We start from the raw sequence: 8767 nt of genomic DNA on the forward strand, positions 1-8767 counted from the left end.
GCGTCGAGAGGCCAGTGCCCTTGAAGCCGTGCAGTGTGATCGTGGGAGCGCTGTCCGAGGTGATCGCAGCCTGCACGGTTCGGTCCCGGGGTCGGGCCGTCCGCAACTCATCTGCTATTTCCGGCAGCGGTTCGATGTTGACGCCGTTCCACCCACGGTCGTAGAGCGCCTTCGTCACCGAGTGCACGACGGGGTCATGCGCGCCGACGTCGATGTAATGACCGCCCTGGACCGAATTCAGGGCGCGCCACAGTACGACGTCCTCATGATTCTGGCTGTAAGAGATGAACGCTTCGCCCGACACGAGATGGAGGATACGGGGCAGTGCTCAACCGGCCGAATCACGCAGTGCGCTGGGCGCCACGGACGTGCCGGTTTCCTCCACCTCCACGCCGACGATCACATCGATGGCCGCTGCTCCGGTGCAGTTGACCCGGAACTGGCCACCCCAGGTCAGCTCCGCCACGTCGCACTCGATACTCGCCTGTGTCCACTCACCCGGTCGCAGATCGCCAGCGCGCAGGGGGTGCTGTACCAGCACGTTGCCCTGGCCGTCGGCGATATCCAGAACGGCCAGCCGGCCTCGGGACGCCGCCTTTCCGCGGCGGCGCAGGGTGAAGGTCGCCCGATAGTGCCCAGGGCTGAAGGGCATGTACGGCCCGAAAAGCGGGCAGCCCGGGATGCCGGCGGGAACGCTCACAATCTCGCGACCGTCCTCGTGGGACCGCTCGCCGACGGCGCTCAGGAGCCGGTTGCGCCGCTCCGGCCAGGCTTGGGCGAAGATCTCGGCGTGCCGCGCCCGTAGCGCGGCTACGTCGGGCTCACGGTCCGCTCGCCCCGCCTCCAGCCACCAGATGAAGCTGTAGTCGGGGTGAAAGCTGGCCATCGCGGCGCGGCGGGCAATCTCCTCCGCCGGTAGCGGTGACCCCTCCTCCGACCACCGGGGATATAGCTCGCCGGTGGCGGGTTCGCGGCACAGCCACAAGCCGCGGATGCTCGTCACATCGAATCCGGCGAGGGTCACCAGATCTGCGGCCTCCGAAGGGGTGAATTCGATGGTGTGTTCCGGCATCGTCCAGGTCAGGGCGGCGGTGATCTCGCGATTGGGCGAGTCGATGACCAGCCATCCGCCGGGCGGGAGCACTCGACGCGACTCGAGTAGGAAGCCGACCGCGTCGTCGCCGAAGAGGTGCTCGAAGTTCTGGCCGGAGTAGACGAGTTCTACGGACGAGTCCTCGACGCCTTGCATGTCGGCGACAGTGGACTTAACCCACTCCACGCCGGGTGGCAGGTCGTCGGGCTTCGGCGTGTAGAACTCCACACCAATGTGGCGCTTGACCGGGCCGTAACTGCTCTCAATCCACCTGAAGTAGAGGCTGCCCGCGCATCCGGCGCTGAGCATCGTGCCCTCGACCTGCGGCATTCGCGATAGTTCGACGCCGCGCAGCGTGTGCAGGACCGCGTCGATCCCGGCCAGGCCGTGCTCGTTGAGCACGGGCGTCCCGTCTCCGGGCGTCCCGTCTCCACCTGGTTGCGGAATGGGCGCCTCCGGCAGCCAGTTGTGGCGTCTCGCCAGGGCCTGTCCACGCTCGGCGGCTGCGATGATGACTGGCCGCAGACGGGCTCGGACATCCACCTGTTCGACCTCCCGCGCAACCGAAATCCGACGTTGAGCGACGCTAGCAGGCCGTCCGGACGCCCTCGAGCAGCCATCCGGAGAGTGCTACGAGCTATGTCTCGCCTCGCGGTTCGGGTTCGGTTCGCGCAGCCGCCGACCAGGCGGTCGACCCGACGCGTATCCACCACGCGTGGCCGGCCTGGTCTAACCCGATACCCGAGCCGCCCACACCGGCAGGTCGATCCGCGCGTAGTACTGCGGCGGACGATTGATCGTCATCTCCAGCTCATGCGGGCTAGTGGCCGTCGTCACGAGATCGGGCGCGAGCCCGGGCCCGGCCGCCATCATGAGGCGCGGCGTCGAGCTCAGAGCCCACAACTCACGCCCGTCGGCCCGCCAGCTCGCCGCGAGCTGGTCCAACTGGCTCGCCGACATCGGCGTCGTCATGACTCCTACCGGCACGTTGCACCAGCTGCGCACCGCGCCGGCCAGTTGCTGTTCCGCCGTGTCGCCCGCGACGAACAGGACGGCTCCGTTGGGGCCGACCCGTTGACACAAGTGGTTCACCGCTGCGAGATAGCCCGCTTGGGGCTGGAAGTTGCGAACCGGAATCGAGACAGCGAGCGGAAAGCCGATGATCGCAATCGCGGCGGCGGCAGCCGCTGGGCCGGCCCAGCGCGCCCGCGTCCGGCCGGGCGCGGCCCGAGGAATGATGCGGGCGAGCCCGACTGCTGCCAGCACGGCGAATAATGGCAGCCCCGCCGGTACGAAACGGCGCATTGCCCAGATCTGGTCCGGAACGATCGACGGGTTCCACAGGTAAAGGGCGGTCCCAATGCCCGCCACCGGTATAACGATCCCAGCGGCGGCGTCTACGCGCCGACCCGACCGAATGAGCAGTACCGCTACACCGAGTATCGCGAGTCCGACCGTGACCGGGCCGAGATACCAGGAGAACCAGCGCAGCGTGTTTTCCGCGTAACTGCGCCCCGGATCTGATGGCACGCCCGCGGCAGCCTGCAGCGCCTGGACCAATTCGTTCGAAGCGCCCCTCGGGTGAGAGAGGACGGGGCGCAAGGTCCAGGCCAGGAGGAGACCGAGTGCGGTGACGGACGCGACGACGAGCGCGATTGTCGGCCGGTGCTGCCGAAGCCACGTGGTCGCAGTCTCGAATCGGCCGGCGCACAGCCGGGCGACGACAGCCACCACCAGCGCGGCGGCTATCGAGGCGACGAAGGCAGCCTGCAGCCGACCGATCTCGCGGCCAAGATCGCTGTAGTACGTTCCGGCGCGGGTCCGCGCGTCGAGCGTCCCCAGCACCGCCAAGGGCAGTGCGCCACACGCGACGCCCGTGATCACCCGAGCGAGCGACCGCCGGGAACGCTGTGTGCCAGCCGCGATCCAGGCGCCGGCCCCGACAAAGGGCAGCGGGATCAGGTACACAAGGGCATCGACCCGACCCATCATCGTTCCGCCCAGGGCGGCCCCGGCGAGCAAGGCGACGCCGAGGCGGCGCTGCTCGTACGCCTTGATCAGCAGATAGATCCCGACCCACAAGAGGAACTGCACGGCTGGTTCGGAATACGTGTCCCGAGACGCGTTGAGTTGCGGGAGTGCAACTGCGAGGGCAGTCACCGCTACAAGCGCCAGCCAGGGCCGACGCGTCAGTCGGCAGCCCACCGCATATATGGCGCACAGTGCCAGGGTCCCGAGAAGCGTGGTGACGCGGAACATCAGCCGGTCACCGCCCAGGTTGTCGGCCTCCGCGAAGAGCACCGGCGTCAGGTGATTGAACTGGAACTCGGCGTGACCGCCCTCGGTGTAGATGCCCGGCGTTGTCACGATCACGCTCGCGTCCTTTGTGAGCCACTCGGGACCCGTCGGAACGAGCAAGTCATGGTGTACCGCAAGCCATTTGCCGGCATCGGTGTACACACCGGGATCCCGCCCGATGGCGACGTGATGGCTCGCGTACGCGGCGTTCCACAGCGCGAAGCCCATGGCGACCAGGCACATGCCGATCGCCGGAAGGGTGGCGGCGCCCGACTTGCCAGATGACCGGCGCGGCCAGGCGATTAGGGCGCCGACGAGGGTGCCCGCGGCCCCGAACGGGAATACCACGAGCGCGCGGTAGTGGCCCACTACCGCCAGCAGCAGGCCAACGGCGCCGAACGCGACCACGGCGGCACACGCGACGACCAGGCCGCAGTCGAACCACAGCGGCACAGGATTGCCCAGATCGGCCGAGCCGGACCGATCAGCACGGTCTGAGCTGGGCCCAGGCTCATCAGACGGCTCAAGCGTCGGCGGTTCACCGATCAGGACACCGTCCGACTCTGGCAACGGCTCAGCCCTTCCGGTGTGCACGTTCGGCGTGCTAGGTGCAAGCGTGGCATGCCATCTCCGGTGCTCGATGGCACTACCCCGCAGTGTTATCGGCCGGCAGCCTACCGCGCGTGCCTCAGGAGCAGGCCTCAACCGGCCCAGCGGTGATCGACGAACAGCGACATCTGGTACGCGAGCAGCGGAACGCTGACCGAGGCGAGGGCCGGTAACAGCCAGGCGTACCCCCGCCGGCACGACCAGGCGGCGATCACGAGCGGGATCGGGAACAGCAGCAGCACGGCGCGCGGCACCGAGAGGTAGAAGGTGCTGGTCAGCTCCACAGCCATCGTCAACAAGCAGTAGACGAACTCGCTCCATGCCTTCGTAGCCGCGAAGACGACGACGAACGCGACGCCGATCGCGGCGAACACGAGCTCGAGCGCGTACTGGAATCGCAGCTCGGTCGGGAGCGTCGAGCGCGTGACATGTTCGACGCTCACGCGCAGCGACATCAGCGGTTCCGTGAGATGACGATGCCAACCGAGGCTCTGCGCGCTGAACCAGGTCGTCCACCGCCCGGTCAGCGCACGGAGGTAGGCGAAGTAGGCGAATACGCCGGCGAACGGCAGTAGCAGTGCGGCACTGTCGGGCCGGATATGCAGTCGGCGGCCAGACCAGTGCTGCTCGACGTACATGGTGATGAGGGCCGCACCGAGAAAGACGCCGTTGATGCGCGTGAATCCGGCGAGGCCGCCGAGCAGGCCGGCCAGCCACCAGTGTCGGCGCGTGCCGCACAACCACGCCCACACCGCCAAGCCGAGGAACATGCCCTCGGTGTAGGGAGCGACCAGGAAATAGGCGAACGGTCCGAACAGGAGTATTACGGCTGCGCGAGTAGCCACTCGTTCGTCGTACTTGTCGGCCCCGAGGCGCCAGATCGCGACCGCCGCCGCAGCCGCCCCGGCCCACGCGACGATACTTAGCATGATCGCTATCTGTAGGTGACTTCCGCCGAGGAAGTCGGCGAGCAGCCGGGCGAGCTTCGGATAGCCGGGAAAAAACGCGAAGTCGGTCAGCCCGGTGTAGCCCAGTGTCGCGATCCGGCGAAGCTGCCCGGAGTCCCAGGCGTAGAAGACGCCGACGGGCCAGAATCCGGGGCGACCGATGCCGCCGTGCCCGGGTTGGCTGTAGACGAAGAGGACTCCGGCGAGAAAGAGGGCCACCCGGCTGGCCAACCAGACAGCCAGGCCGGCGCGCAGCGCGGGACCCCATCGGCCCGTGAACTCGGGTGAGGTGAGGCCTTCGCGCGCCCCGACGAACCACTGCCGGACCGGCCGAACGGTCGCTCCCCAGGAGGACACCAGCGAACGCTATCAATTTCGGATGTCGATCCGATGAGCCGATTCCCATGAGCAAATTGCGTACCGTTGCTCCGCGGAAGAGCGCACGAGCGCTGGAGCGCACCAGCTGCTGGACCGAACAGCGCCACTCCACGATCCTGTTCGTCCAATTTTGGGCCGAGGTATCCTATGCGCAGGTTCCGCATCCGGACGACGCGCACGAGGAGAACTGCGCGACGGAGGTGCGCGCCTCGGATCCTATGATGACGCAGTGCCAGCCAATCCCGTCGCATTCTGTTCCCACATCAGGGAGCGCGCGACGCGATCCCGCGTCCAGCAGCTCGCGCCGGCGCACGTGCGGACCGGGTGGCGATGATCAGGCGGGTTGATCCCTCGGCCGCGCGCCAAGCCCTCGCCCATCGACTTCGGGTCGTAGGAGCCGCTCTTCTAGGTCCCGGGTTGCCACACCGGGATGATGACCCGATACACGACGCCGCGGCCGTGCTCCGAGGGCTGATCGACCACGTCCGCTCCGAGACCACCCCAGCCAAGCTGTGGCTGCTTCGCCTGGCCGTGGCGGGCCGCATGGCGACAGCGAGCGAGGTCCGGGCATTGCGGCGACGATTGGAGATCTCGACCAGCCTTGAGACAAGCCTCTGGCTGCTGGAGGAGAGCCTCGCTGACAGCTCCTCGGTGTCGGCCACGCGAGCCATTGAATTGGTCCAGCACGGCGTTGTGGTGGACGTCGACCACACGGCGCGACACGATCTACATACCGGAATCCAGCAGGTCATCCGGCGGACCATGCCGTTATGGGCCGCCAAGCACGATGTCACGTTTGCCGCCTGGACCGACGATGGCTCAGGGCTCCGGGCGCTGTCGGCCGCCGAGCGCGCCCGCGTCGTGGACTGGCACAAGCCGGAGTACGAGCCGCCCCGTGTCGCGCACCGGCGAGCAGGCGACACCGCTGGGCTGATCGTGCCGTGGGACAGCGTGGTCGTGCTGCCGGACGTTGCCATGCCCACCGCGTTGGCGCCCCTCGCCGCCCTGGCCGAGTTCAGCGGCAACCGGGTCGTCGCTGTCGGTTACGACTGCATCCCGGTCGTCAGCGCCGACTTGGTGCCGGTCGGGGGAGCGAGCCGGTTCGCCAGCTACCTTGGCGTGGTGAAACACCTGCGCCGGGTGGCGGCGATCAGTTCCTCCGCCGCTACGGAGTTCCAGGGATTCGTCGACGCACTGCCGGCGCAAGGGCTCACCGGTCCCGAGATTGTCGAGTGTCAGCTTCCAGCCGGCTCCGGAACGACGGCCGGGGCACGGGCCGGGGCCACGGGCCCGACCGTTCTTGTGGTCGGCAGCTTCGAGCCTCGCAAGAACCATCTGGCCATCTTGTTCGCCGCCGAGACGCTGTGGCGCGAAGGATTGCGATTCGACCTCGTGCTCATCGGCGGCATGGGATGGGGCGACGCGGTCCCGCGACTCGTCTCTCGACTTCGCCGTGTTGGTCGGCCGGTGATCATGCGCCACCGGGTGGACGATGCGAGCTTGCGTGAGGCGTACGCATCGGCCCGATTCACGGTCTTTCCCTCGTTGCACGAGGGGTACGGCCTGCCCGTCGTGGAATCTCTGGCGGCCGGTGTCCCGGCAATCACGTCGAACTTCGGCAGCCTGGCCGAGATTGCTTCGGGTGGCGGCATCGTGACTATCGATCCCCGAGATGACGTCGCGCTGACCGATGCCATGCGGCAACTGCTGATCGACGACGCCCTCCTAGCCCGGCTGCGGGCGCAGATCGCAGGCCGACCATCGCGGACGTGGTCCGACTATGCAGATGACTTATGGCGCGGTCTCGTCGCACCGGAGCGGCAGGTGCTCGCGAGCGACGCCCGTCATCCGGAGCCGGTGCCGTGAGCCCAGCCACCCTGACCGCTGGAAGCGCGGACGGCTTCCTCCGGTGGGCCAACCACCGCTCGGAGGCCATCAGGCGGGCCCGATCGGCCCGGCTGCGCGTCTTGCTCGGGGCCCTCGCCGTGCCGCCGGCCCAGACGACGGAGACGCTCGTAGCACAGCTCCGGGAACGGCTCGCGAACCCTTCCGCCGACGAGTTGTGGCTGGCGCTGGCCGTGTTGACGGCGACGCTACCCGGTCCGTCCGCCGTCGAACGGGCGATGCGGTCGTGCCGACTGGACGGTCCGCTCGCCGCGTTCGATGAAGCGCTCCACGCGCGAAGCCTCGCCGGATATCTGCGGCACCGCCGTGACCTCGAACTGTCCGAAGTAGTGGTCCTGACCGGCGAGGTCGTTGTCGACCTTCACAACACAGCATCAACGACGATCACCACGGGCATCCAGCGCGTCGCGCGTGAGACCGCGAAGCGCTGGCAGCGCACCCACGCGCCGGTGTTCGTGGCCTGGCACCCCCGACGCGCGGCCCTGGTGCGGCTCACCCAGCACGAAACGGCGGGCGAGGCGCCCGCCATTGGCGTCGCCACTCAATCACCCGGCGCCGACCGCGCCGTGCTCGTTCCCTGGCGCTGCACCTACGTGCTGCCGGAGCTCATGGCGGAGCTCCCTCGGGTGGCCGCGCTCCAGGGCCTCTTCCGGTATTCCGGTAGCACCTCCGCGGCGATCGGCTACGACTGCGTGCCACTGATGGTCCCGGAAACGGTTGCCAGCGATGCCGTCGTCAACGGATTCGCCGCGATGTTGGCCGGTCTCTCGCACGCTGACCGCATCGCGACGATTTCCGAGGCCGCAGCGGTCGAGTACCGCGGATGGCGCCGCATGTTGGCCGGTGCCGGGTTGACCGGGCCGCACATCGCAGCAGTCCCGCTGCCCGTGCACGCCGATCGCCCGACCCGTACCACCCTCGAGCAGGCGCGCGCGCGTTTCCTGACCGACGAGCTGCCGATGGTCCTGGCCGTCGGCAGTCACGAACCACGCAAGAATCATCTGGCAGTGCTGCATGCCGCGCGGCTGGCGTGGCGCGACGGCGTCAGGTTCGGCCTGGCGTTCATCGGAGGCGCCGGATGGGGTGCCGATACGTTCCGCCGAGAGGTCGAAGAACTGCAGGGCGCCGGTCATCCGGTCGAGGTACACGCAGACGTCGCCGATGATCAGTTATGGGCCGCGTACGCGCTCGCGCGATGCACTCTCTTTCCTTCCCTCGACGAAGGATTCGGGCTACCGATTGCCGAGTCGCTTGCCTGCGGGACGCCGGTCATCACGTCCAACTACGGCAGTACGCTCGAGCTGGCCGCCGGCGGCGGCGCGTTGCTGGTCGACCCGCGGGACGATCACGACATCGCCCGGGCGATCGAGCGACTCGTCACCGATGATCGCTTGCACGCGGTGTTGCGTAAGCAGGCGCTAGTACGGCACGACCGCACGTGGGATCAGTACGCCGAGGCGGCCTGGGATTACCTGGTATTGGGGAAGGTGCGCCCGCCCGATGACGTGCGCCGGACGCTGGCCGCCATCCCCGGGAG

6 protein-coding genes are annotated in these 8767 nt (G+C 68.1%); 2 read left to right on the forward strand and 4 right to left on the reverse strand.

Features of this window, described 5'->3' with window-relative positions:
* The 4 genes from VN779_RS25775 to VN779_RS25790 all read right to left on the reverse strand — a co-directional run.
* On the reverse strand, nucleotides 1–304 hold a 304-nt coding region (locus tag VN779_RS25775), incomplete at its 3' end, for an FkbM family methyltransferase (RefSeq protein WP_325727866.1).
* Nucleotides 305–328: 24 nt separating this feature from the next.
* Nucleotides 329–1495 carry a methyltransferase domain-containing protein gene (locus VN779_RS25780; protein WP_325727868.1) on the reverse strand — a complete coding sequence of 389 codons (1167 nt, stop codon included), beginning with the start codon at nucleotides 1493–1495 and terminating at the stop codon, nucleotides 329–331.
* A 327-nt stretch (nucleotides 1496–1822) separates the two neighbouring features.
* On the reverse strand, nucleotides 1823–3985 hold the full coding sequence (locus tag VN779_RS25785; protein WP_325727870.1) for a glycosyltransferase family 39 protein: 2163 nt from the start codon (nucleotides 3983–3985) through the stop codon (nucleotides 1823–1825).
* Between the two features lie 107 nt (nucleotides 3986–4092).
* Complete coding sequence (locus VN779_RS25790; protein WP_325727872.1) at nucleotides 4093–5304, reverse strand: mannosyltransferase family protein; 1212 nt, start codon at nucleotides 5302–5304, stop codon at nucleotides 4093–4095.
* Nucleotides 5305–5784: 480 nt separating this feature from the next.
* Here VN779_RS25790 and VN779_RS25795 point away from each other — a divergent pair, with 480 nt between their 5' ends.
* Together VN779_RS25795 and VN779_RS25800 are read left to right on the forward strand one after the other, a co-directional pair.
* The gene (locus VN779_RS25795) at nucleotides 5785–7191 is read left to right on the forward strand and encodes a glycosyltransferase (RefSeq protein ID WP_325727874.1); all 1407 of its coding nucleotides are present in this window, start codon (nucleotides 5785–5787) and stop codon (nucleotides 7189–7191) included.
* Nucleotides 7192–7559: 368 nt separating this feature from the next.
* Nucleotides 7560–8767 (forward strand): glycosyltransferase family 1 protein (locus tag VN779_RS25800; protein ID WP_325727876.1); only part of this gene is annotated, 1208 nt, incomplete at its 3' end.

Source organism: Actinocrinis sp. (genome assembly GCF_035605935.1).
Lineage (GTDB): Bacteria > Actinomycetota > Actinomycetes > Streptomycetales > Catenulisporaceae > Actinocrinis.